This window comes from Allostreptomyces psammosilenae (genome assembly GCF_013407765.1).
GTDB lineage: Bacteria > Actinomycetota > Actinomycetes > Streptomycetales > Streptomycetaceae > Allostreptomyces > Allostreptomyces psammosilenae.
The window spans coordinates 786,248-807,247 of sequence record NZ_JACBZD010000002.1 but is presented as its reverse complement, the minus strand read 5'-3'; the positions used below and the strand labels follow the sequence as shown (position 1 = coordinate 807,247).

At 74.2% G+C, this 21,000-nt stretch carries 23 protein-coding genes, 1 tRNA gene and 1 riboswitch; of the genes, 13 read left to right on the top strand and 11 right to left on the bottom strand.

Going from position 1 to position 21,000, the window contains the following annotated elements:
• Positions 1-197 precede the first annotated feature (197 nt).
• The 6 genes from FHU37_RS25755 to FHU37_RS25730 all read left to right on the top strand — a co-directional run bounded on the left by FHU37_RS25755 (position 198) and on the right by FHU37_RS25730 (position 7,978).
• A complete protein-coding gene (locus tag FHU37_RS25755) occupies positions 198-1,445 on the top strand; it encodes an aminotransferase class V-fold PLP-dependent enzyme (RefSeq protein ID WP_179817032.1) in 1,248 nt (415 codons plus the stop codon).
• Between the two features lie 245 nt (positions 1,446-1,690).
• A complete protein-coding gene (locus FHU37_RS25750) occupies positions 1,691-2,008 on the top strand; it encodes a hypothetical protein (protein ID WP_179817031.1) in 318 nt (105 codons plus the stop codon).
• Positions 2,009-2,113: 105 nt separating this feature from the next.
• Positions 2,114-2,434, top strand: a complete 321-nt coding sequence (locus FHU37_RS25745; protein ID WP_179817030.1) for a hypothetical protein — start codon at positions 2,114-2,116, stop codon at positions 2,432-2,434.
• Positions 2,435-2,933: 499 nt separating this feature from the next.
• Positions 2,934-6,365: a transglycosylase domain-containing protein gene (locus tag FHU37_RS25740; RefSeq protein ID WP_246451296.1), complete on the top strand. Its 3,432-nt coding sequence runs from the start codon at positions 2,934-2,936 to the stop codon at positions 6,363-6,365.
• A 212-nt stretch (positions 6,366-6,577) separates the two neighbouring features.
• Positions 6,578-7,282 (top strand): esterase/lipase family protein, encoded by a 705-nt coding sequence (locus tag FHU37_RS25735; protein ID WP_179817029.1) that lies wholly within the window; start codon positions 6,578-6,580, stop codon positions 7,280-7,282.
• Between the two features lie 9 nt (positions 7,283-7,291).
• A complete protein-coding gene (locus tag FHU37_RS25730; protein WP_179817028.1) occupies positions 7,292-7,978 on the top strand; it encodes a winged helix-turn-helix transcriptional regulator in 687 nt (228 codons plus the stop codon).
• Between the two features lie 133 nt (positions 7,979-8,111).
• Here FHU37_RS25730 and FHU37_RS29165 read toward each other — a convergent pair whose 3' ends face one another.
• From FHU37_RS29165 to FHU37_RS25715, 3 genes are all read right to left on the bottom strand, one after another.
• Positions 8,112-8,825: an RICIN domain-containing protein gene (locus FHU37_RS29165; protein WP_179817027.1), complete on the bottom strand. Its 714-nt coding sequence runs from the start codon at positions 8,823-8,825 to the stop codon at positions 8,112-8,114.
• Positions 8,826-8,974: 149 nt separating this feature from the next.
• Positions 8,975-9,298, bottom strand: coding sequence for a DMT family transporter (locus tag FHU37_RS25720; protein WP_179817026.1), 324 nt, complete (start codon positions 9,296-9,298; stop codon positions 8,975-8,977).
• 38 nt (positions 9,299-9,336) lie between these two features.
• Positions 9,337-9,396, bottom strand: a riboswitch (guanidine-III (ykkC-III) riboswitch).
• 138 nt (positions 9,397-9,534) lie between these two features.
• A complete protein-coding gene (locus tag FHU37_RS25715) occupies positions 9,535-10,764 on the bottom strand; it encodes a PTS transporter subunit EIIC (protein WP_179817025.1) in 1,230 nt (409 codons plus the stop codon).
• A 290-nt stretch (positions 10,765-11,054) separates the two neighbouring features.
• On the opposite strand from FHU37_RS25715, the gene FHU37_RS25710 reads away from it, so the two are divergent.
• The 4 genes from FHU37_RS25710 (at position 11,055) to rdgB (ending at position 13,600) form a co-directional block, all read left to right on the top strand.
• Positions 11,055-11,288, top strand: coding sequence for a PTS sugar transporter subunit IIB (locus tag FHU37_RS25710; protein ID WP_179817024.1), 234 nt, complete (start codon positions 11,055-11,057; stop codon positions 11,286-11,288).
• Between the two features lie 201 nt (positions 11,289-11,489).
• Entirely contained in the window at positions 11,490-12,239 is a 750-nt protein-coding gene (gene rph / locus FHU37_RS25705; protein ID WP_179817023.1) for a ribonuclease PH, read from the top strand.
• A gap of 244 nt (positions 12,240-12,483) precedes the next feature.
• On the top strand, positions 12,484-12,891 hold the full coding sequence (locus FHU37_RS25700; RefSeq protein ID WP_179817022.1) for a hypothetical protein: 408 nt from the start codon (positions 12,484-12,486) through the stop codon (positions 12,889-12,891).
• 73 nt (positions 12,892-12,964) lie between these two features.
• A complete protein-coding gene (rdgB, locus tag FHU37_RS25695; RefSeq protein ID WP_179817021.1) occupies positions 12,965-13,600 on the top strand; it encodes an RdgB/HAM1 family non-canonical purine NTP pyrophosphatase in 636 nt (211 codons plus the stop codon).
• A 98-nt stretch (positions 13,601-13,698) separates the two neighbouring features.
• On the opposite strand, the gene FHU37_RS25690 is transcribed toward rdgB, so the two are convergent.
• Positions 13,699-13,773, bottom strand: a tRNA-Leu gene (locus FHU37_RS25690).
• Positions 13,774-13,844: 71 nt separating this feature from the next.
• Positions 13,845-14,312 (bottom strand): thioredoxin-dependent thiol peroxidase, encoded by a 468-nt coding sequence (gene bcp, locus FHU37_RS25685; protein WP_179817020.1) that lies wholly within the window; start codon positions 14,310-14,312, stop codon positions 13,845-13,847.
• Positions 14,313-14,627: 315 nt separating this feature from the next.
• On the opposite strand from bcp, the gene FHU37_RS25680 reads away from it, so the two are divergent.
• Together FHU37_RS25680 and FHU37_RS25675 are read left to right on the top strand one after the other, a co-directional pair.
• The gene (locus FHU37_RS25680) at positions 14,628-14,987 is read left to right on the top strand and encodes a DUF3618 domain-containing protein (protein ID WP_179817019.1); all 360 of its coding nucleotides are present in this window, start codon (positions 14,628-14,630) and stop codon (positions 14,985-14,987) included.
• Between the two features lie 838 nt (positions 14,988-15,825).
• Positions 15,826-16,173 carry a GroES family chaperonin gene (locus tag FHU37_RS25675; RefSeq protein ID WP_179817395.1) on the top strand — a complete coding sequence of 116 codons (348 nt, stop codon included), beginning with the start codon at positions 15,826-15,828 and terminating at the stop codon, positions 16,171-16,173.
• Between the two features lie 246 nt (positions 16,174-16,419).
• Here FHU37_RS25675 and FHU37_RS25670 read toward each other — a convergent pair whose 3' ends face one another.
• Both FHU37_RS25670 and murI read right to left on the bottom strand, forming a co-directional pair.
• Entirely contained in the window at positions 16,420-17,166 is a 747-nt protein-coding gene (locus FHU37_RS25670; protein WP_179817018.1) for an MBL fold metallo-hydrolase, read from the bottom strand.
• Positions 17,163-18,035 carry a glutamate racemase gene (murI, locus tag FHU37_RS25665; protein ID WP_312892864.1) on the bottom strand — a complete coding sequence of 291 codons (873 nt, stop codon included), beginning with the start codon at positions 18,033-18,035 and terminating at the stop codon, positions 17,163-17,165. Before murI ends, FHU37_RS25670 begins: the two co-directional genes overlap by 4 nt.
• Positions 18,036-18,163: 128 nt before the next feature.
• On the opposite strand from murI, the gene FHU37_RS25660 reads away from it, so the two are divergent.
• Entirely contained in the window at positions 18,164-18,685 is a 522-nt protein-coding gene (locus FHU37_RS25660; RefSeq protein ID WP_179817016.1) for a GNAT family N-acetyltransferase, read from the top strand.
• Between the two features lie 169 nt (positions 18,686-18,854).
• Here the strand turns inward: FHU37_RS25660 and FHU37_RS25655 are convergent, their stop codons facing one another.
• The 4 genes from FHU37_RS25655 to FHU37_RS25645 form a co-directional block, all read right to left on the bottom strand.
• A complete protein-coding gene (locus FHU37_RS25655; protein ID WP_179817015.1) occupies positions 18,855-19,805 on the bottom strand; it encodes a PLP-dependent cysteine synthase family protein in 951 nt (316 codons plus the stop codon).
• 3 nt (positions 19,806-19,808) lie between these two features.
• Positions 19,809-20,087, bottom strand: coding sequence for a MoaD/ThiS family protein (locus FHU37_RS25650; protein WP_179817014.1), 279 nt, complete (start codon positions 20,085-20,087; stop codon positions 19,809-19,811).
• 208 nt (positions 20,088-20,295) lie between these two features.
• On the bottom strand, positions 20,296-20,388 hold the full coding sequence (locus FHU37_RS29450; protein ID WP_312892863.1) for a putative leader peptide: 93 nt from the start codon (positions 20,386-20,388) through the stop codon (positions 20,296-20,298).
• A 153-nt stretch (positions 20,389-20,541) separates the two neighbouring features.
• The gene (locus FHU37_RS25645) at positions 20,542-20,967 is read right to left on the bottom strand and encodes a M67 family metallopeptidase (protein ID WP_179817013.1); all 426 of its coding nucleotides are present in this window, start codon (positions 20,965-20,967) and stop codon (positions 20,542-20,544) included.
• Positions 20,968-21,000: the final 33 nt, after the last annotated feature.

Below are 21,000 nucleotides of genomic sequence, written 5' to 3'. Positions count from 1 at the left end.
GGACGGCGAAGACGGCCGCGACGTCGGCGGTCGCGGCGTTCTCAGCGCCTGGTGCGGCTGGTCCACAGGGTCGATTCTCCCCCAGCGGAGTCGGAAAACGCCGGGGCCACTCCCTGATCGCTCCCCTAGTCCACCCCCGGCTCGCCCCCGAGACCGCGCGAGCGCCCGAGGTCGGGCAGGTCCTACCGTCTGGGAACATGATCCGATCAACGAACGCCACCACCCCACCGGCGTCCTCCTCCCCCGGCGGGCTGCCCGGATACGCCGAGCACTTCTCGGAGTCGGAGGGCTACCTCAACTTCGCCTCCGTCGGCCCGCCCTCCGACACCGTGCTGCGCACCCAGGCCGAGATGATGGGACGGCTGGCGGACCCGGGCCCCGGCACGGTCGGCGACCTGATGACCGCGTACGAGCGGGCCAGGGCCGCCGCCGCCCGGCTGGCCCGGGCCCGCACCGACCAGGTCGTCCTGGTGCCCAACACCTCCACCGGGCTGTTCCACGTGGCGTTCGGCCTGCCCGGCGGGCGGGTGCTGCTGCCCAGCCGGCAGTTCCCGAGCAACCGCTACGCCTGGGAACGCGCCGCGTCGCTGGGCCGCTCCCGGGCGCTCCCGGTGCCCCTGGACCACCGTGGGTGGGCCACCCCCGACACCGTCCGGGCCGCCCTGGAGGGCACCCGCGGGCCGGGCGCGGCCCCCGCCGCACAGCTCGCGGGCGGACGGTCCACGGACGCGGGCCCCGCGGACTCCGTCGTGGCGGTGGCGGTGAGCGCGGTGGACTTCCGTTCCGGCCACCGCGCCGACCTCGCGGCGCTGCGCGAGGTCGCCGGCGACCGTCTGCTGATCGTCGACGCGATCCAGGGCTTCGGGGTCGCCGACATGGCCTGGGAGGCCGCGGACGTCATCGTCGTCGGCGGCCAGAAGTGGCTGCGCGCCGGCTGGGGCACCGGGTTCATGGTGGTGCGGGACCGGGCGCTGGAGCGGCTGGAACCGGTGCTCAGCGGCTGGACCGGGGCCCAGGACGCCTACGCCTTCGACGACCGCACCCACGAGCCGCTGCCCGACGCCGGCCGCTTCTCGCTCAGCAACCCCTCCCCGGTGACGGCCGGCGGGCTGGCCTCCGCCCTGGAGCTGGTGGAGTCGGTGGGGGTGCCCGCCCTGGACGCGTACGTCACCGAGGTGGTCGGTGAGCTGCTGGAGGTGGTGCGGGCGGCCGGCGGCGTGCCGTCCTCCCCGGTGGATCCGGCGGAGCGGGCCGGCATCGTGACGTTCACGCTGCCGGGCCGGGACACCGCCGCCGTCGGGCGGGCGCTGGAGGCCTGCGGCGTGGTGGCCACGGTCCGCCCGGAGCACGTGCGGCTCTCGGCGCACGGCTCGACGACCGCCGGGGCCGTGGAGCGGGTCCGCGCCGCCCTCGCCGAGGTGGGAGCGGGCGCGCACGGGGAGTGAGCCGGTGGCGCGGGAGGGACGCGCCGGGAGGGGCGAGCCCGGAGCGGACCCCGTTCCGGCCCCGGCGCCCCGGCCCTCCGGCGCCCGGCAGTGCCTGATCCCTGTCCGCGCCACGGCGGTGGCTAACCTCCCCGGCGCGAGAATCACACGATGTGATGACAGTGAGTATCGCGGTGCTCACCTTCCGATAAACAGGAACTGCCGACATCCACGCGACGGTTCAGGTCGAAGGAGACCCGTTCACCATGCGCATCCACCCCGCCCTCGCCGCCACCGCCGGCGCCGCGCTGCTCGTCCTCACCCTCCCGACCGGCACCGCCTCCGCGGCGACCGGGACCTTCAGCTACGCCAACCCCACCCCGCAGACCATCGTCAACCCGGCGGACGGCACCTGCCACGCCCTCGCCGACGAGGAGTTCCGGGCCACCCACCTGTCGAACCAGACCGACAAGGGCGCCCACCTCTACAACGGCGCCGACTGCACGGGCGGGCTGATCGGCGTCATCCAGCCGTACTCCACCGCCGACCCCGCGCTCGAAGCCGACGGGCTGCGCTACTTCTAGCCCCCGCGGCGCAACGGGCTCGGCCCGGCGCACCGGCGGCAAGGGCGGAGGGGGCGGGTATCCATCAAGCGACCCACCCGCCCCACTCCGAGGGGAGTGCACCCGATGCCCCTCCACCCCGCCCTTGCCGCCGCCGGCGCCGGCGCGCTGCTGGCCCTCGCCCTGCCCGTCGACAGCGCGTCGGCCGCCGCCGGGTTCTTCTCGTACACCACCGCCGATGCCGGGCGGCACGTCATCCTCGACCCGGCCGACCACGTGTGCCACGCCCTCTCCGACGGCGCGCAACCCGCCTCGCTGCCGTCCAACCAGACGGACCGCGTGGCGCACCTCTACCTCGGACTGGACTGCTCGGGCGGCCTGGTAGCCGTCATGCAGCCGTACACCTCCAGCCTCACGATCACCGCGGACTCGCTGCGCTACTACTGAGGCACGCCGACCGACCGCCCCACCGCCTCCCCTGATCGCGGTCGATCGCGGTCGGCGCGGCACCTGCCGTTCTCCTCGTCACAGACAGGCTCGTACCCAGGCGGGTCCGTCCGCCGGCCGGAAGGCCGGGGCGGACCCGCCTGGTGCGTCGCGTCGCGTCACGTCACGGTACGGCGCCGGCGCCCGCCGGGTCCCTGGAGGCCCGCGGGCGGTCCCGCGGGCGGTCCCGCGGGAGGTCGCGCGGCCGGACGGAGCAGGCCCGCGTTGATCCACACGGGCGCCTGTGAGTGGCGCCACCTCGTGGCGCGACGTCGAATTTCCGTCCGGTGTTAGCTTGAGACGCCGGCCGGTACAACCCCCGCACCACGGGTGGAATCGTCCTCCCCGGCACCATTCGAACAGCCCCGCCGCCGTACGTGGCCCGCGGAGGCGTTCCGTCGTCACGCCATCCGCAGCGATCGCGCGCGGAGCCTTCGCGGCCGAGGAGACACACAGCACGATGCCCGTCGAGAACGAACGCAGCAAGGATCGGACCTCCCAGGACGCCCCCTCCCCCGACAGACCCGCACCCGACGGCGCGACGACGGGCGAGCGGGAGACCCGGGAGTCCGTCGAGGACGGCCAACCGGGCGACGCCCCCGTGGGCGAGGCCGACTCCCCCGCCACGGGCCCCGAGGACGGCTCCGACGGAGCGACCGGCACGGGGGACGACGACGCGGATGACGGCAGCCCGGACGACGACGCGGCCGCCGTAGCGGGGGGCGACCGCGCCGACCGGGCCACCACCGACCAGGCCCGGGCTGAGGAGAAGCCGGCCGAGGAGGACGAGGGCGCGAGCGGGGCGGATCGCGACCCGGTCGCGGGCGGTGGGGCCGACGGTGCACCGGACGCGCCCAAGACCCGGGAGGCCGAGGACAACCAGGACGCTCCAGTCGGTGAGGACGCCCGGGACGGTGAGGACGCTCCGGTCGGCGAGCACGGCGAGCACGGCGAGGAGGGCCCGAGCGGCCAGAGCGGCCAGGACCGCCAGGGCGGCGACGAGGCGGCGGGCCCGGCGCCGGACGAGACCATGCCGCTGCGGCCCGTCCCGCTGGCCGTCCTGACGGCACGGGTGGCCGCGCCTGCCCCGGTGGCCGGAGCCGCCGCCGTCGCGGACCAGGACCCGGACCCGGCGCAGGCGCAGGCGCAGGCGCCGGCGGACGACGAGACCCCGGCCAGCGACGGGGCGGCGGCCCTGGTGGGGGCGGGGGCCGTGGCCGACGAGGTGCCGGCCGCCGACCGCACGGTGCAGCTCAGGGCCCTGCCGGACCCGGCGGCCGTCACGACCGCGAGCGCCACCCCGGCGAGCCTCACCACCACGAGCGTCACCACCGCGAGCCCCACGGCGGGTGGCGCCGTGCCGGCGGGCGGCGCCGACGTGCCCCCGGACGGCGGCGGCCCGGCGCGGGACACCGACTCCTTGGGCGCCGGTGAACCGAAGCGGCGCAGCGTGCTGGCCCGGATCCTCCGCAGCTCCAAGCGCCGCCACGGCTGGCGGCGCCTGCTGCCCACCTGGCGGATGGTGGTCGGCGGCGCGATGCTGTTCGTGCTGGCGTGCGCCGGCGGCGCCTACGCCGCCTACCAGATGACCCCGGTGCCGGACCCGAACGCCGCCGCCATCCAGGAGGTCAACATATGGCTGTACCGGGACGGCACGGAGATCGGCCGGACCGGCGACGTCGACCGGGAGAACGTGGACCTCTCGGTCGTGCCCGAGCACGTGCAGAAGGCGATGCTCGCGGCGGAGAACCGCAACTTCTACTCCGATCCGGGCATCGACGTCCTGGCCATCGCGCGGGCCGGCTGGAACATGGCGACCGGCGGCGGCACGCAGAGCGGTTCGACCATCACCCAGCAGTACGTGAAGAACTACTACCTGAGCCAGGACCGCACCATCGCGCGGAAGGCGAAGGAGATCCTGATCGCGCTGCGGGTGGACCGGGAGATGTCCAAGGACGAGATCCTGGAGGGGTACCTCAACACCAGCTACTTCGGTCGCAACGCCTACGGGATCCAGGCCGGCGCGCGGGCCTTCTACGACAAGGACGCCTCCGAGCTGACCGTGGCCGAGGGCGCCTACCTGGCCACCCTGGTGAACCAGCCGAGCCGGTACGACGTGGCCACGGCCGACGCGGAGGACCGCGCCGCCGCCGTCGCCCGCTGGAACTACGTGCTGGACGGCATGGTGGAGTCCGGCTGGCTGGACGCCGGCGAGCGCGCGGGCATGGAGTTCCCGGAGCCGATCGACCAGGCGCCGCAGGACGGCGTCGGCGGGCAGGCCGGCTACCTGATCGAGATGGCCCAGCAGGAGCTGCTGGACGCCGGTGTCGTGGACGAGGCCAGCCTGGCCGCCGGCGGGTGGGAGATCACCACCACCTTCGATCCGGACAAGCAGGCCGCGCTGATCGCGGCGGTGGAGCAGGAGCTGTACAGCGCGCTGGACCCCGAGACCCGTGAGGCGGACCGCAACGTGCGGGTCGGCGCGGCGTCCCTGGATCCGAACAGCGGCCAGGTGATGGCGATCTACGGCGGGCCGGACTACCTGGAGCAGTTCGTCAACGACGCGACCCGCCGGGACGTGCAGGTGGGCTCCACCTTCAAGCCCATCGTGCTGGCCACGGCGCTCCAGGAGGGCGCCCGGACCCGGGACGGGCGCCCGGTCACCACCGAGACCTACTACAACGGCAACAACCGCATCCCGATCCAGGGGATCGCCTCGGGCGCCCCGCCCTACGAGCCGCCGAACGAGGGCGAGCGCTCCTACGGGCAGATCACCATCCGCACGGCCATGCAGAAGTCGGTGAACACGGTGTTCGCCCAGCTCGGCGTGGACGCGGGGCTGGAGAACGTGGTGGACACCGCCATCGCCCTGGGCATCCCGGAGAGCACCAGCGACCTGGCGCCGCACGCCGCCCTCTCGCTCGGTGTGGCCTCGCCCAGCGCGCTGGACATGGCGAGCGCCTACGGCACCTTCGCGGCGCACGGGGAGCACTACGAGCCGTGGACCGTGCTGAAGGCGGAGCGCGACGGCGAGACGGTGGAGCTGCCGGAGCACGAGCCCACCCGGGCGCTGGACCGGGACGTCGCCGACTCGGTGACGTCGGTGCTCCAGGACGTGATCAGCCCGTCGGGCACCGGCTACGCCGCGATGGCGCTGGAGCGCCCGGCCGCCGGCAAGACCGGCACCACGGACGACAACAACTCGGCCTGGTTCACCGGCTACACCCCGAACCTGGCCACGAGCGTGGGCATGTTCCGGGAGGACCCGCAGACGCACGCACGGCTGTCGCTGCGCGGCCTGGGCGGCGGCGGGTCGGTACACGGCGGTGACTTCCCGACGCGCATCTGGACCGCCTACAACACGGTGGCGCTCCAGGGCGAGCCGGTGCGGGAGTTCTCGCTGAGCGAGGACCTGCTGGACGCCTCGCAGGCCCCGTCCGGGCAGCCGTCGGCCTCGGCGTCGGCGTCGCCGGTGCAGCAGGAGCCGACGGCCGGGGCGACGCCGTCCGGCAGCCCGGCCCCGGTGGCGGAGCCGGGAGCGGGCGCCACCACCGGGCCGACGGCGGGACCGACCGCCGGTGCCACGGGCGGCTCCACGCCGGTCGCGCCACCGGTGGTGCAGCCGCCGGCGGGCGGCGCCGCGCCGTCGGGCGGGGCGGTCTCCGGCGGGACGGGCTCCGGTCAGACCGGTGGCGGTGGATCGTCCGGGGGGTCGACCGGCTCCGGGACGGACTCCGGCGGCACCCAGCCGGATGCCGGGAACGGGAACGCCGGCACCGGAACGGGTGGCACCGGCACCGGAACCAGCGGCGACAGCGCGGGCGACGGCTCCGGCTCCGGGTCCGACTCCGGCGGCGCGGACGACCCCGGCATGACCCTCCCGGTGGGCTGATCGGCGGCCGCGCGGTAGCCGCGGCGCGGGCGCGACAGGGGCGCCCGGACGGAAGGTCCCTCCTTCCGCCCGGGCGCCCCTGTCGTCGTCGAGGAGTCCGCCCGCACCCCTGTTGCTTCCTGAAAATGAACCATAGACTTCGGAAGTAGGAAGCAGCCTTCGAGAGCAGGAAGCAGCGGGCCACCCGCTCGGCACGGAAGGAACCGCACCGCATGACCACCTTCGTTCTCGTCCACGGCGCCTGGCACGGCCCGTGGGCCTGGGACCGCCTCACCCCGTTACTGCACCGGGCCGGCGCGCGCACCGTCACGCCGGCCCTCACCCTGGAGGCCGACACCGGCCTGCACGACCACGTCCGGGAGGTCGTCACCGCGCTCGACGCCACGGCCGGCGCCGACGACCTGGTGCTGGTCGGCCACAGCTACGCCGGCCTGGTCGTCCGCCAGGCCGCCGACCAGCGGCCCGGGGCGGTGCGCCACGTCGTCCTGGTGGACGGCTGGGCGGGCCGCGACGGGGCCAGCATGTTCGGCCTGGCGCCGCGCGGCTTCGCGGACGCCGTCCGGGCCGCCGCACGCGCCGGCGCGGACGGCCGCCAGGTGCCCGCGCCCCCGCCCGCGAGCTTCGGCGTGACCGACCCGCACGACGCGGACCGGCTCGCCCGGCGCCTGCGGCCGCAGCCGCTGCGCTCCTTCACCGAGGCCACCCGGCTCAGCGGGGCCGTCGACCGGATACCCGGGACCGCCGTCTACTGCCGGCCGCTCACCTATCCGTTCGACCGCCTCGGCACGGCGATCGGATACCGGCCGATCCCCCTGGACGGCCCGCACGACATCATGCTCACCCACCCCCGGGCGCTGGCCGACCTGCTGCTCCACCCCCAGGTACTGCGGTTCGGAATCGAGAAGCTCGAAGATTAGAATGACGGAGTGGAACAGCGCACCTACAACCAGTACTGCGCCACCGCGCGCACGCTCGACCTGGTCGGCGAGCGCTGGACGCTGCTGCTGATCCGCGAGCTGCTGACCGGCCCCAAGCGCTTCGGCGACCTGCGGGGGAACCTGCGCGGCCTGGGCACCGGCCTGCTGGCCGCCAGGCTGAAGCACCTGGAACGCGAGGGGCTGGTGGGCCGGGTCACCCTCCCCCCGCCGGCCCGCACCCCCGCCTACGCCCTCACCCCCGCCGGCGAGGACCTCGCCCCGGCCGTGCTGGCGCTCGCCCGGTGGGGGCTGACCTGGGCGATGGACTCCCCCCGGGAGGAGGAGACCTTCCACCCCGGCTGGGCACTGCTCGGTCTGGAGGCCTGCTTCGACGCCGACGCGGCGGCCGGCCTGCGGGCGGTCTACGAGTTCCGCGTCGACGACGAGGTCTTCCACGCCCGGATCGACGACGGCGCGATCGACATGGTCCACGGCCCCGCCCAGCGGCCGGACGTGAGCGTCACGGCCGGCGGCGAGGTCCTCCGCGACATCGCCGCCGGCCGGACCGGCCTCGCCGAGGCCGTCGACGCCGGCGCCGCGGTGGCTCACGGCGACCAGGAGGCGCTGCGCCGGCTGTACCGGCTGTTCCGGCTCCCGCGTCGGCGCTCCCGCACCGGGGAGGGCGGCGCTCCGTAACCCGTGCGGTGCCCGCGAGGCCCGTCCGGGGCGGGCCCGTCCCCGCCAGGTCCGCCCGGGCGGGGCCCGCCCGGGCGGGGCCCGTCCGGGGCGGGGCCCGTCCGGGGCGGGGCGGCGCCGTCTCGGCGGCGCGTCACGCCGGGGTGAGGACCCAGCCCTGGGTGCTGCCGGGCGGCAGTAGGGCGAGCGAGGAGTCTCCGGCCGGGCCGAGGCCGACGGCGAGCCCGGTCGCGGCGTCGGTCAGGGCCCACTGGCCGGGGAGCCCGGGCAGCGCCGTGATGCCCCACCCGCCGGCGGCCGCCGGGTCGGCGCACGGCTGCTGCACCACGGGGGCGCCCGCGCCTCCGGCCGTCGTCAGGCACTGGCCGCTGTGCGCGGCGACCAGGTGGTAGCCGCCGGCCGGGGACGGCTGGAGCTGCCAGAGCTGGTGCGGCGCCCCGCTGAACTGCCAGCCCATCACCCGGGCGCCCGGCGCCACCGAGGCGCCCTCGACGTCGGCGGCCAATTGGGTGCCGGCCAGCACCAGGGTGTAGCGCCCGGCCGCCGGGCCGGGCGCCGGCTGGACGGCCGGGGTGCCCGAGGCGGAGGCGGAGGCGGAGGCCGGGGCGGAGGGGGAGGCCGGGGCGGACGCCGGGAGGGAGGCGGCGGGGGACGAGGCCGAGGGGCCGGCGCCGGCGGGGTCGGCGGAGGTCGGGGCGGCTGCGGTGGTCGCCGGCAGCGCCGCCGGTGGCTCCTCCCCTCCGCCCGCCCGCAGCAGCCCGGAGACCACCCCGGCGAGCAGACCGCAGGCCGCGGCGCCGCCGATGACGGCCGTGACCACGGTCCGGGACGGCGTGCGCGACCCCACGTGTTCGGACAGCGTTCCCACTCCTTCGCCACGGCCGGATCCCGGGCGCCCACAGCGCAGTCAGGCAGTGTGGCAGACGGCGCGGAGCCGCCGCCCGGGAGCCGGCCGGAGGGGCGTGGAAAAGGCGCCTCGGCGCCGAGGGACGCGGGTCAGTGGCTCCCGCCGGTGACCCGCAGGCCGATGATGGCGATCACCAGCAGGCTGAGGAAGAAGATCCGCCCCGCCGTCACGGGTTCGGAGAAGAGCACGATGCCGAGCACCGCCGCGCCGACCGCGCCGACGCCCACCCACACCCCGTAGGCGGTGCCGATCGGCAGGGTCCGGGCGGCCTGGGCGAGCAGCACCATGCTGCCGGCCAGAGTGACGACGGTGAACACGCTCGGCCACAGCCGGGTGAAGCCCTGGGTGTACTTCAGGCCGATCGACCAGCAGATCTCCAGCAGGCCGGCGAACGTCAACAGGATCCAGGCCATCACGGCACCTCCGAGGATTGAATGGCTCTCTTCACGGGGGTGCGTCGTCTTTGCTGGCCCGGTACGGCGCGTCTCGTCGGGGGCGCCACCGCCGACCCGCCGGGGGACGGCACGGCCGGGGCGCCATTTCCGACTATGCCCAACCCCTCACGGTTTGGCAAAGGCCACAGGGCCCGGTTCCGTCCCCGTGCGGAGGGGAACGGAACCGGGCCCTGTGGGGCCGGTGGGGCGAGGCGTCACGGCTTGGTGGTGTCCACCAGGTCCTCCTCGGGCTCGCGGCCCGGGGTGGGGAGGTTGAACCGGGTGATCGCGAAGCGGAACACCAGGTAGTAGACGACCGCGAAGACCAGGCCGACCGGGATGATCATCCACGGCTGCGTGGCGTTGCTCCAGGCCAGGCCGTAGTCGATCAGGCCGCCGGAGAAGGTGAAGCCGTCCTTGATGCCGAGGGCCCAGGTCACCGCCATGGAGATGCCGGTCAGCACGGCGTGCAGGCCGTACAGCAGCGGCGCGACGAACATGAAGGAGAACTCCAGCGGCTCGGTGACGCCGGTGACGAAGGCGGTGAGGGCGACCGACAGCATCAGGCCGCCGACCTCCTTGCGGCGCTCGGGCCGGGCGCAGTGGGTGATCGCCAGGGCCGCCGCCGGCAGGCCGAACATCATGATCGGGTAGAAGCCGGTCATGAAGATGCCGGCCTCCGGGTCCCCGGCGTAGAACCGCGCGATGTCGCCGTGCACCACCTCGCCGGCCGCGTTGGTGAAGTCACCGACCTGGAACCAGAGGAAGGTGTTGACGAACTGGTGCATGCCGATCGGGATCAGCAGGCGGTTGATGAAGCCGAAGATGCCCGATCCCAGGGCGCCGAGGCCGATCAGCCAGTCGCCGAAGTTCTCCAGCCCGGTGCCGATGGGGCCCCACAGCAGGCCGAACAGGATACCGAGCACCAGACCGATCAGCGCCATCTGCATCGGCACCAGGCGGCGGCCGTTGAAGAAGCCGAGCCAGTCCACCAGCTTGGTGCGGTGGTAGCGCTGCCAGACCACGGCGGTGATCAGGCCGACGACGATGCCGCCGAGAACGCCCGGGTTCTGCGGGTTGCCCTCGTCGTCGGGGAAGGCGGTGAGCACGTTGTTGAAGACCAGGTAGCCGACGACGGCGGCGAGCGCCGTGGAGCCGTCCGCCTTCTTCGCGAAGCCGATCGCCACGCCGATGCAGAAGAGCAGGGAGAGGTTGGCGAAGACGGCGCCGCCGGCGGCGCCGATGACCTGGGAGACCCGGTCCCAGCCCAGCCCCTCGGCACCGAAGACGTCGGGCTGCCCCAGGCGGTTGAGCAGACCCGCGGCCGGCAGGACGGCGATCGGCAGCTGGAGGCTGCGGCCGATCTTCTGGAGGTTCTGGAAGAGGCTGGAGCGCCAGTTCCTGCCCTTCGACGGCGCCTCGCTCGCGGCACTCGCGGTACTCATGCTCGTCCTCCTGTGACGGGCGGGTTCGTGTCCCGCCGCCAGTCCGGTAGGGTCGGGTCAACCCGCTGATCTGGTCTATACCAGTTGATGTAGGCCTGTTCTAGCACGGCGTCCGAAAGATGGGATCCCCCCGAGTTCCCGTCGGGAACAGACCGATACAGATCCGATATGTTCGTACAGTGACCAATCATTCATGAGTTACCGTGACATAACGGACCGATTGGGCACAGGTAAACCGTTCTGTCCACCCGGTGCACCGACCGCGGGGCCGTGGGAGCGAGGAGACACGCATGGCCAGCAAGGCTGAGAAGATCGTCGCCGGCCTCGGCGGCATCGACAACATCGAGGAGATCGAGGGCTGCATCACCCGGCTGCGCACCGAGGTGAAGGACGCCTCCCTGGTCGACGAGAAGGCCCTCAAGGCCGCCGGCGCCCACGGCGTGGTCAAGATGGGCACCGCCATCCAGGTCGTCATCGGCACCGACGCCGACCCGCTCGCGGCCGAGATCGAGGACATGATGTGACGTCCCCCGGTGGCCCCGGCTGCCCCAGCGGCATGCCGGGGCCGCCCGGACCCTCCCGCCCGACCCTCCACGCCCCGCCTCCCGCGGCGCCCTCACACTCCCGCGCGCCTTCGACTCCCGCGGCACCCGCCGCCACGCCCGGCCGCGAGGCACCGGCAGCGCGCCGCTGCGCCGCGCGCCGGGGCGGATAGGCTCAGCCGCATGTCTCGCATCGACGGCCGCACCCCCGACCAGCTCCGCCCCGTCACCCTGGAACGCGGCTGGAGCCGCCACGCCGAGGGCTCCGTCCTCGTGCACTTCGGCGACACCCGCGTGCTCTGCACCGCCAGCGTCACCGAGGGCGTCCCGCGCTGGCGCAAGGGCAGCGGCGAGGGCTGGGTCACCGCGGAGTACTCCATGCTGCCCCGCTCCACCAACACCCGCGGCGACCGCGAGGCGGTCAAGGGGCGCATCGGCGGCCGCACCCACGAGATCTCCCGGCTGATCGGCCGTTCGCTGCGCGCCGTGATCGACTACCGGGCGCTGGGCGAGAACACCATCGTGCTGGACTGCGACGTCCTCCAGGCCGACGGCGGCACCCGGACCGCGGCCATCACCGGGGCGTACGTCGCCCTGGCCGACGCCGTCGCCTGGATGCACCGCACCCGCATGCTCCGGCCCAGCCGCAAGGTGCTCACCGGCAGCGTCGCGGCCGTCAGCGTCGGCATCATCGACGGCACCCCGATGCTCGACCTCGCCTACGAGGAGGACGTGCGGGCCGAGACCGACATGAACGTCGTCTGCACCGGGGACGGGCGCTTCGTCGAGGTCCAGGGCACGGCGGAGGGCGCCCCCTTCGACCGCTCCCTGCTCGACTCCCTCTTGGACATGGCGGTCAAGGGCTGCGCCGAGCTGACGGTGCTGCAGCAGGTCGCCCTCGCCGAGGAACTCCCCTCCACCGACCGGGGCTGACGCCGGCCGGTCCGGCACCGGCCCCGGGAGGGCTCGCCCGGGAGTGCCGCCCGCGCCCCCGGGCCGAATGGCGGGGCGGCCGTCCCCGACGGTCGTCGCCCCGTCACTTAGGGGCGGCGGCCCGTCGGGCCGGTGTCCCCCTTAGGGGCGATGTCACCTTCCGCGTCATGGCCCCGCGGGCCCGCCTTTGACAGGCTTGCGGTACACGGCAGCGCGACCGCGCGACAGTCGATGGAGGAATGCCATGGCCCCCACCCCCGCCCGCCCCGCAGCCCGCCCGACCCGCACCCGGCGCTGGCGCACCGCGGTGGCCCTCGCCGGTGCCGGGCTGCTGCTCGCCGGCACGACCGCCTGCGCGGAGCTGAGCAACGCGATCGACTGCGGCCAGGCGGCCGTCCAGATCACCTCCGACCTGACGACCCTGCAGAACTCCCTGGACGACCCGCAGGCCGCGCTGGATGCCCTGGAGAGCATGGAGCGCAACCTCGACGAGCTGGCCGCGAACACCTCCACCGACGAGGTCCAGCAGGCGGTGGAGGACATCAGCACCGGGGTGACCGAGGCCCGCACGGCCATCGAGGACGGCCAGACGCCCCAGCTGGACGGCATCGTCAGCGGCGTGGACGGCCTCACCGCGGCCTGCGGCGGGTAGATCCGGGCTCGATGGGGCGGCGGCGGGCCCCCGGTCGGTGCCCGGGGCGCCCGCACCGCCTACCCTCGCTGCCATGAGCAGTCACAACCGCCTCGTCCTCGCCACCCGTAACGCGCACAAGGTCGTCGAGCTCCGCGCGATCCTCACCGAGTCCGCCGACTCCTTCGGCGGCCCGGTGCCCGAGCTGGTCGGCGCCGACGCGTTCCCCGAGGTGCCGGACGTCCCCGAGACCGGCGTCACCTTCGCGGAGAACGCCCTGCTCAAGGCGCACGCCCTGGCCCGGGCCACCGGGCTGCCGGCGATCGCCGACGACTCCGGGCTGTGCGTGGACGTGCTCGGTGGCGCCCCCGGCATCTTCTCGGCCCGCTGGTCCGGCCGGCACGGCGACGACGCGGCCAACCTGCGGCTGCTGCTGGCGCAGCTCGCCGACATCTCCGACGAGCACCGGCGGGCCCACTTCGCCTGCGCGGCGGCCGTCGCCCTGCCGGACGGCACCGAGCGCGTCGTGGAGGGGACCCTGCCGGGGGTGCTGCGCCACGAGCCGGTCGGCTCCGGCGGCTTCGGGTACGACCCGATCCTCCAGCCGGACGGCGAGGAGCGCACCGTGGCCGAGCTGACGGCGGCGGAGAAGAACGCCATCAGCCACCGGGGGAAGGCGTTCCGCGCGCTGGTGCCGGTGCTGCGCGAGCTGCTCGACCGGGCCGGCTGAGCCGGGCCGCCGCCGGGCGGGCTGTCGCCGGGGCCGGCTCCCCGGCGGGGGAACGGCGACGGCGCGGTACCCGCGTGGGGTGCCGCGCCGTTCGCGTGTAGGCCCGGTGGGACTCGAACCCACGACACTTCGGACCTAAACCGAAGCCCTCTAGCCAGCTGGGGTACGGGCCCCCGGCGCCACTGTACTACCCGCCCCGCCGCCGCACGGCCCGCCCGGGCCGGCCGCCCGGCCTTCCCGTGCCTCAGAGGCCGAGATCGCGGATGATCTTGGCGACGTGACCGGTGGCCTTGACGTTGTACATGGCCTTCGCGACCGTGCCGTCGCCGTCCACGACGACGGTCGAACGGATCACTCCGGTGACCGTCTTGCCGTACAGGCTCTTCTCCCCGAAGGCGCCGTAGGCCCGCATGACCTCCTTGTCGGGGTCGGAGAGCAGGGTGACCCGCAGCGACTCCTTCTCGCGGAAGGCGGCGAGCTTGGCCGGGGCGTCCGGCGAGATGCCCACGACGTCGTAGCCGGCGCCCGCCAGGACCTCCAGGTTGTCGGTGAAGTCGCAGGCCTGCTTGGTGCAGCCCGGGGTCATCGCCGCCGGGTAGAAGTAGACGATCACCTTGCGGCCCGCGTAGTCGGCCAGCGAGACCTGCCGGCCGTCGGCGTCGGGCAGGGAGAAGGCCGGGGCGGTGTCGCCGGTCGTCAGCCGATCTGCCATGGGAAGCTCCTTCGTGGTGCGCGCGGCGGTGGGCACACTCGGCCCGCCGCCACGCTACGGAGCGGGCGTCACCGAGGCAAGCATCATCGGAAAGCGACTTCCACATCGCGGAGAGTTGCCGGAGGGGCGTCGGGCGCGCCGCGGAGAGGCGGACGGCTCCGGCACGGCCGCCACGACCGCGCGATCGGCCCACCACTGCCCGGATCACCGGCCGGCGCCGGGGTAGCGTACAGACATCGTGGGGAGGCGCGGGTCCGGCGTCCGGGCACCGCCGCCCGGTCGGCGGACCGGCCGATGACGGAGTGAGGTGGCGAGTTGAGCGAGGTCAAGCCGCACAGCGGTCAGGAGGCCCCGCCCCCGGACGTGAGAACGCCCGCCGAGATCGAGGCCGACATCAACCGCACCCGGCGGCGGCTGGCCGCCACGCTGGACGAGCTGGCGGTCAGGGTCCACCCCCGGACGGTGGTGGACGACGCCAAGGACCGGGCCCGGGAGGCCGTGAGCCGGGGCGTGGGGCGGGCGCGGACCGTGGTCGGCGAGGTCGGCGGACGGGCCCGGGAGCAGGTCGTGGACGACTACGGCGGCCCGCGGCTGGAGCGCGTGGTGCCGCTGGCCCTGGTGGGCTTGGCGGTGGTGACGCTGCTGGCCGTCTCGGCGTACCGCCGGCGACGCTGACCGCCCGGCGGCGTTGACCGGCGGCGACGCCCCGCCGGTCGCCGCCGCCGGTGGCCGGTGGCCGGCGCTACGGGTCTCGCGCTACGGGTCTGGCGCTACGGGGCACGGGCTACGGGGCGCGGGGCACGGGCTACGGGGGTCGAGCGATGGCGAGCAACGTCATGCACCTGCCAGGAGTTATCCACAGAGGGCACATGGGGGCTGCGCGGGGTCACAACCCCATGGGATCCTGAAGAAGGGGGTCCCCCCAGAGCGAGTGGTTGATCAGGCGGCATCACCTGGCATGATCCTGACGCCAGTGAGGGGTCCAGGGGAGATCATGCACCCGCCAGGAGTTATCCACAGATAGCACATGGGGGGCTGCGCACGGTTACAGCCGCGTGGGATCCTGAAGAAGGGGGTCCCCCCAGAACAAGCGGTTGGTCAGACAACAACCTCTGGCATGCCCCTGACGCCAGCGAGCGACACCAGGGGAGGTCATGCACCCGCCACGAGTTGTCCACAGACAGCACATGGGGGGCTGCGCACGGCTACAGCCGCGTGGGATCCTGAAGAAGGGGGTCCCCCCAGGGCGAGTGGTTGATCAGGCGACATCACCTGGCATGATCCTGACGCCAGGCGGGAACCCCGCCCCGCGGCCCCACGTCCCCCGCACGTCCCCGCCGCCGTCCCCGCCGCCGTACCCTCCGCCATCGCCGCCGCCGTCCCCTCCGCCGTCAACGGCGCCCTGGCGCGCCGGCCGGGTCGTCCGCCGGGTAACGTTCCACGGGTGAGCACTGACCAGTCGCACGACACGTCGAACGAGAGCGCGGACGCGCACGCCAAGAAGCTGGACGACATGGCCGAAGAGCCCGGCTTCGCGCACAAGCTCCCGATCCGGATGCTGCACGACCGCGTCCTGGTGCGCGGCGGTACGGGCGAGGGCGAGCGCAGGTCCAGCGGTGGAATCCTGATCCCCGCGACCGCCCAGGTCGGCAAGAGGCTGGCCTGGGCCGAGGTCGTCGCGGTCGGCCAGAGCGTGCGGACCGTGGAGCCCGGCGACCGCGTGCTGTTCGACCCGGAGGAGCTGGCCGAGGTCGAGGTGCGCGGCGTGGGCTACCTGCTGATGCGGGAGCGGGATCTGCACGCGGTGGCCGCCGAGCGCCTCGGCGGCGGCACGGAGGACGCCACCGGGCTGTATCTCTGAACCCCTGATTCCGCCTCGCGCCTCCTCGGGGCGAGGGGCGGAGCCCTCCTCGGGGCGAGGGCGGATCGCCGGTTCGCGGGCCGGGACGGCGCGGGGGGACCGCGCCGTCCGGCCGTCTCCTGCCCGCGGGGGCGCCACGCGCCCGTCGACGCGGGGGCCTGCGCGCCGACCGCGTCGGCGCCCCGCGTCAGGCCCACGGAAAGGCCCTGCAGCAAGGGACCACGGGAAGGGCCCGCAGGAAGGGCCCTACAGGAAGTAGACGTCCCCGGGCCGGGCCAGACCGGTGGGGCCGGCGAAGACCTCGCTGGCGTCGGCCAGGTTCCGCTGGCGGTCGGTCCACGGCGGGATGTGGGTGAGCACCAGCCGTCCGACCGCCCCCCGGGCCGCGTACTCCCCGGCCTGACGGCCGTTGAGGTGCAGGTCGGGGATCTCCTCGCGGCCGTGCGTGAAGGACGCCTCGGCCAGCAGCAGGTCGGCGCCCGCGGAGAGCTTGGCCAGGGCGTCGCAGGGGCCGGTGTCCCCGCTGTAGACCAGGGAGCGCCCGCCGTACTCGACGCGGAACGCGTACGCCTCCACCGGGTGGGCGACCCGGTCCGCGGTGATCCGGAAGGGGCCCACCTCGAAGACGCCCGGCCGCAGCCGCCGGAAGTCGAACGCCTCGTGCATGCCGGGCTGGTCCGGCATGTCGTAGACCCGGGCGAGCCGCGCGGAGGTGCCCTCCGGGCCGTACACCGGGATGCGGGCGGGGCAGCCCTCGAAGCGGTAGTTGCGGGCCACCCAGTAGGCGCAGAGATCGACGCAGTGGTCGGCGTGCAGGTGGCTGAAGCAGACGGCGTCGACGTCGTACAGGCCGATGTGCCGCTGGAGCGCGCCCAGCGCACCGTTGCCCAGGTCCATCACCAGGCGGAAGCCCTCGGCCTCCAGCAGGTAGCTGGAGCAGGCCGAGTCGGCGGACGGGAACGAGCCTGAGCAGCCGACCACGGTCAGTTTCATGCGCGGGCCTCCACGGCGGTGGGAAGGGTGTCGGGAATGACGTACGTGTCCGGCCGCCCGGCGTCCGGTTCGCGGATGACGTCGACGTCGGCCAGCTCCGGGCCGAGGAAGCGTCGGCCGATGCGCTGGAACTGCGCCGGGTCGCCGGTGGTGAGGAACCGGTGCGCGGGACGGTCGTCGGTCGGCTCCCGCATCAGGCCGTGGGCGACCAGGCTGCGGTAGACGTCCTTCGCGGTCTCCTCGGCGCTGGAGATCAGGGTGACCCCGTCGCCCATGATGTAGGAGATGACACCGGTGAGCAGCGGGTAGTGGGTGCAGCCCAGGATGAGGGTGTCCACGCCGGCGGCGGCCACCGGGTCGAGGTACTCGCGGGCGACGCCCATCAGCTCGGGGCCGGCGGTGACGCCCCGTTCGACGAACTCCACGAAGCGCGGGCAGGCCCGGGTGGTCAGGTCGATGTGCGGGGCGGCGGCGAAGGCGTCGTCATAGGCCTGCGACGTCTGGGTGGCGTGGGTGCAGATGACGCCGACCCGGCCGTTGCGGGTGGCCGCGGCGGCGCGCCGGGTGGCGGGCGCGATCACCTCGACGACCGGTACCGCGTAGCGTTCGCGGGCGTCCCGCAGGACGGCGGCGCTGGCGCTGTTGCAGGCGATGACCAGCATCTTGACGCCCTGCTCGACCAGGCGGTCCAGGCACTGCAGGGCGTAGGCGCGCACCTCGGCGATGGGGCGCGGTCCGTAGGGCTGACGGGCGGTGTCGCCGAGGTACAGGACCGACTCCCCGGGGAGCTGGTCGAGCACGGCGCGGGCCACGGTCAGGCCGCCGAAGCCGGAGTCGAAGATGCCGATGGGTGCGTCTAGCGTTGCCACGAGCATCGAGGGTAAGGCGCGGGACGGCTGGTACCTACCACCGGCAGGGCTATGTGCCCGGAATCACCGGGTGCCGGGGCCCCGGGAAGTAATAGACACCAAAACGCTCCGGTCATTACCCTCGGGGCATGGAACTGCTGTTCACCCTGGATCCGGACGTCACCGACGAGCTGCGCGAGGAGATCGTGGAGCTGTGGACGGACGTCTCCAACGCGGGCGGAGCGGTGGGCTTCGTGCCGCCGGTGGACCGGGAGGATGTCCGGCCGACCGCCGAGGCGTCGCTGGCCGGGCTCGCCGACGGGGCGGACCGGCTGCTGGTGGGCCGTGACGAGGCCGGGCGGCTGGTGGCGATGGTGTTCTTCACCGGCAAGCGGTTCGTGCTCCAGGAGCACTGGTGCACGATCAAGCGGCTGATGGTCCGTCCGGACCGCCAGGGCGGGGGGCTGGGGCGGCGGCTGATGGCGGAGGTCGACCGCCAGGGCCGGGCGCTGGGCTACGAGGCGCTGCACCTGACGCTCCGTGGCGGGCTGGGCCTGGAGGTCTTCTACGCCCGCTGCGGGTGGAAGGAGGTCGGCCGGCTGCCGGGCGCGCTGCGCGTGGCGCCGGGCGACGACCGCGACGAGGTCCACATGTGGCGCAGCCTGCTCTAGGGCCGACAGCGTCCCCGGGCCGGCGTGCCGGCCCGGGGACGCGGACGCCGGCCACGGTGGTCGCCGTGGCCGGCGCGCGAGGGGCCTCCTCGGCCGGCCGCCGCACACCCCGGGGCTGAGGCCCGGGGCCCGGGCCCGGGGCCCGGGTCCGGAGCTCGGGTCCGGGGCCTCAGGCCCAGAGCTGGCCGTGCAGGGCGGCGACCGCCTCCTCGGTGCTGGCGGCCGTGTAGATGCCGGTGGACAGGTACTTCCAGCCGCCGTCGGCGACCACGAAGGCGATGTCCGCCCGCTCCCCGGCCCGGGCGGCCTTGCGGGCGACGCCGACGGCCGCGTGCAGCACCGCGCCGGTGGAGACGCCGGCGAAGATGCCCTCCTGGGCGAGGAGTTCGCGGGTGCGCCGCACGGCGTCCTCGGAGCCCACCGAGAACCGCGTGGTGAGCACGGACTCGTCGTACAGCTCGGGCACGAAGCCCTCGTCGAGGTTGCGCAGCCCGTAGACGAGGTCGTCGTAGCGGGGCTCCGCGGCGACGATGGCGACGTTCTCCACCTTCTCGCGCAGGTACCGGCCGACCCCCATCAGCGTGCCGGTGGTGCCGAGCCCGGCCACGAAGTGCGTGATGGTGGGCAGGTCGGCGAGGATCTCCGGGCCGGTGGTGGCGTAGTGCGCGCCCGCGTTGTCCGGGTTGCCGTACTGGTAGAGCATGACCCAGTCCGGGTGCTCGGCGGCCAGCTCCTTGGCCACGCGCACGGCGGTGTTGGAGCCGCCGGCGGCCGGCGAGGAGATGATCTCCGCGCCCCACATGGCGAGCAGCTGCCGGCGCTCGGCGGAGGTGTTCTCCGGCATCACGCAGACCATCCGGTAGCCCTTGAGGCGGGCCGCCATGGCCAGCGAGATGCCGGTGTTGCCGCTGGTGGGCTCCAGGATGGTGCAGCCGGGGGTGAGCCGGCCGTCCGCCTCCGCGCGCTCGATCATGTGCAGGGCCGGGCGGTCCTTGACCGAGCCGGTGGGGTTGCGGTCCTCCAGCTTGGCCCAGATCCGTACCTCGGGCGAGGGGGAGAAGCTGGGCAGGCCGACCAGCGGGGTGTTGCCGACGGCCTGCAGCGGCGTGTCGTAACGCATGGGTCAGCGGGCCCCGCCCGCGACCGCGGGGAGGATGGTGACGCTGTCGCCGTCGGCGACCTTGGTGGCGATGCCGTCCAGGAACCGGACGTCCTCGTCGTTGAGGTAGACGTTGACGAACCGCCGCAGCTCACCGTTGTCGACCACGCGCTCGCGCAGCCCGGGGTGCCGGGAGTCGAGGTCGGTGATCAGCTCATCCAGGGTGCTGCCGGTGCCCTCGACGGCTTTGGCGCCGTCGGTGTAGGTGCGGAGGATGGTCGGGATGCGGACCTCGACGGCCATGGGGATGCTCCTGCGGTTCGTTGGGAGGCGTGTCGGTCGGACGCTTTCGCTTGATCGCTTGCACCGATCCGAACAAGTCGACCGGGGCGGTTGTTCCGCCGCGTCCGGGCCCGGCGGCGCCCGGCGCGGGCGGATGGGCCGACCCACCGGCCGTTCGCCGGGTTCCCCGACGTCGGGCGTTGGCGCGGCGGTGCGGCGCGGGCGTCAGCTACAGGGCGCTGGCCAGCCGGCACAGGTCCAGGTGGCGGCGCTCCACGAGCAGGCTGCCCGCGTCCACGGCGGGGGCGTCGACGGATCGCATGGGCTCATCGTAAGCGCGGGATCGCCCGTTCCAGGATGCCCGTATCACCATGCGGGCAGCGCTGACCGGATGGCGATACGTGGCGCGGGCGCCCGGCGCGGCTGGGCGCGGCGGCCCGGTGGGGCGGTGGGGGCGACAGCGGGCGGGGCGGACTCAGTAGGAGTCGACCACCCGGACCTCCTCCTCGGTGATCTCGCCCTCGATGATGCGGAACGAGCGGAAGGAGACCGGGCCCTCGTCGTTGCCGCACTCCGCCGTGGAGACCAGCACGTAGTGCGCGCCGGGCTCGGACGCGTAGGAGACGTCGGTGCGCGAGGGGTAGGCCTCGGTGGCGGTGTGCGAGTGGTAGATGACCACCGGTTCCTCGTCGCGGTCGTCCATCTCCCGGTACAGCTTGAGCAGGTCCGCGGAGTCGAACTCGTAGAAGGTGGGCGAGCGGGCCGCGTTCAGCATCGGGATGAACCGCTCCGGCCGGCCGCTGCCCACCGGACCGGCGATCACCCCGCACGCCTCGTCCGGGTGGTCCTTGCGGGCGTGCGCCACGATCGCGTCGTGCAGCTCCTGGGTGATGGTCAGCATGGACGTCACGATAGGACGTCACGGTGAACCGCG

Excerpts from the sequence above, each read along its gene's own strand:
- FHU37_RS25755 (WP_179817032.1), top strand. The coding sequence starts at position 198 with ATGATCCGATCAACGAACGCCACCACCCCACCGGCGTCCTCCTCCCCC.
- FHU37_RS25750 (WP_179817031.1), top strand. The coding sequence starts at position 1,691 with ATGCGCATCCACCCCGCCCTCGCCGCCACCGCCGGCGCCGCGCTGCTC.
- FHU37_RS25745 (WP_179817030.1), top strand. The coding sequence starts at position 2,114 with ATGCCCCTCCACCCCGCCCTTGCCGCCGCCGGCGCCGGCGCGCTGCTG.
- FHU37_RS25740 (WP_246451296.1), top strand. The coding sequence starts at position 2,934 with ATGCCCGTCGAGAACGAACGCAGCAAGGATCGGACCTCCCAGGACGCC.
- FHU37_RS25735 (WP_179817029.1), top strand. The coding sequence starts at position 6,578 with ATGACCACCTTCGTTCTCGTCCACGGCGCCTGGCACGGCCCGTGGGCC.
- FHU37_RS25720 (WP_179817026.1), bottom strand. The coding sequence starts at position 9,298 with ATGGCCTGGATCCTGTTGACGTTCGCCGGCCTGCTGGAGATCTGCTGG.
- FHU37_RS25715 (WP_179817025.1), bottom strand. The coding sequence starts at position 10,764 with ATGAGTACCGCGAGTGCCGCGAGCGAGGCGCCGTCGAAGGGCAGGAAC.
- FHU37_RS25710 (WP_179817024.1), top strand. The coding sequence starts at position 11,055 with ATGGCCAGCAAGGCTGAGAAGATCGTCGCCGGCCTCGGCGGCATCGAC.
- rph (WP_179817023.1), top strand. The coding sequence starts at position 11,490 with ATGTCTCGCATCGACGGCCGCACCCCCGACCAGCTCCGCCCCGTCACC.
- FHU37_RS25700 (WP_179817022.1), top strand. The coding sequence starts at position 12,484 with ATGGCCCCCACCCCCGCCCGCCCCGCAGCCCGCCCGACCCGCACCCGG.
- rdgB (WP_179817021.1), top strand. The coding sequence starts at position 12,965 with ATGAGCAGTCACAACCGCCTCGTCCTCGCCACCCGTAACGCGCACAAG.
- bcp (WP_179817020.1), bottom strand. The coding sequence starts at position 14,312 with ATGGCAGATCGGCTGACGACCGGCGACACCGCCCCGGCCTTCTCCCTG.
- FHU37_RS25675 (WP_179817395.1), top strand. The coding sequence starts at position 15,826 with ATGGCCGAAGAGCCCGGCTTCGCGCACAAGCTCCCGATCCGGATGCTG.
- FHU37_RS25670 (WP_179817018.1), bottom strand. The coding sequence starts at position 17,166 with ATGAAACTGACCGTGGTCGGCTGCTCAGGCTCGTTCCCGTCCGCCGAC.
- FHU37_RS25660 (WP_179817016.1), top strand. The coding sequence starts at position 18,164 with ATGGAACTGCTGTTCACCCTGGATCCGGACGTCACCGACGAGCTGCGC.
- FHU37_RS25655 (WP_179817015.1), bottom strand. The coding sequence starts at position 19,805 with ATGCGTTACGACACGCCGCTGCAGGCCGTCGGCAACACCCCGCTGGTC.
- FHU37_RS25650 (WP_179817014.1), bottom strand. The coding sequence starts at position 20,087 with ATGGCCGTCGAGGTCCGCATCCCGACCATCCTCCGCACCTACACCGAC.
- FHU37_RS29450 (WP_312892863.1), bottom strand. The coding sequence starts at position 20,388 with ATGCGATCCGTCGACGCCCCCGCCGTGGACGCGGGCAGCCTGCTCGTG.
- FHU37_RS25645 (WP_179817013.1), bottom strand. The coding sequence starts at position 20,967 with ATGCTGACCATCACCCAGGAGCTGCACGACGCGATCGTGGCGCACGCC.